The sequence below is a fragment of the Sphaerospermopsis reniformis genome (assembly GCF_005402885.1).
GTDB classification, from domain to species: Bacteria; Cyanobacteriota; Cyanobacteriia; order Cyanobacteriales; family Nostocaceae; genus Sphaerospermopsis; species Sphaerospermopsis kisseleviana.
Genome location: NZ_BJCE01000562.1, coordinates 1 through 501, shown reverse-complemented (window position 1 = coordinate 501; position 501 = coordinate 1). Strand labels below are relative to the sequence as shown.

1 protein-coding gene is annotated in these 501 nt (G+C 38.5%); it reads left to right on the top strand.

Annotated elements, in window-relative coordinates; translation table 11 throughout:
* Positions 1-234: hypothetical protein (locus tag FFR48_RS28415; RefSeq protein WP_201277716.1), on the top strand; the 234-nt coding region annotated here is incomplete at its 5' end.
* Positions 235-501: the final 267 nt, after the last annotated feature.

The window sequence follows — 501 nt, the reverse complement described above, 5'->3', positions numbered from 1 at the left end:
GCAGTGTTACCTGAATCAGATAAAAAAGAAGTTCTTGATGCTTTTTTACAACAGCAGTTACTTGTATATGATCCAGAAACCCAACGGGAAACCAGAGAAATTATTGCGGAATTAATTGCTAGAAAACGCCAGCATTTTTCACATATTAAACGACTGATTATGGATTTTGATGTGACACAATCTGGACAAAGATATGATATTTCTGTGGCTTCAACTTTGTTGGAAACCGAGTGACAGAAGGCGTTAACCCCCGGATTTCTCACAAAGAAAAAGAAAAAAATGGTCAAAAACTGAGAAAATGTATATGTAACCCAAGTTGCTAGTTATGAGGAAGAGCGATAGCTACGCTGCACTTCGTGAACGCCAGGGGGGAATTTGTGAAGTCAGTGGGTCAATAAAGTAATAAAATCCCCTCCAGTCAGAAAAAAGGAGGGGAGTATGTTAAAAGAAATAATTGCCATCTATGCTATCACGGATGACTTGTTGAAAGCGATTGGACAT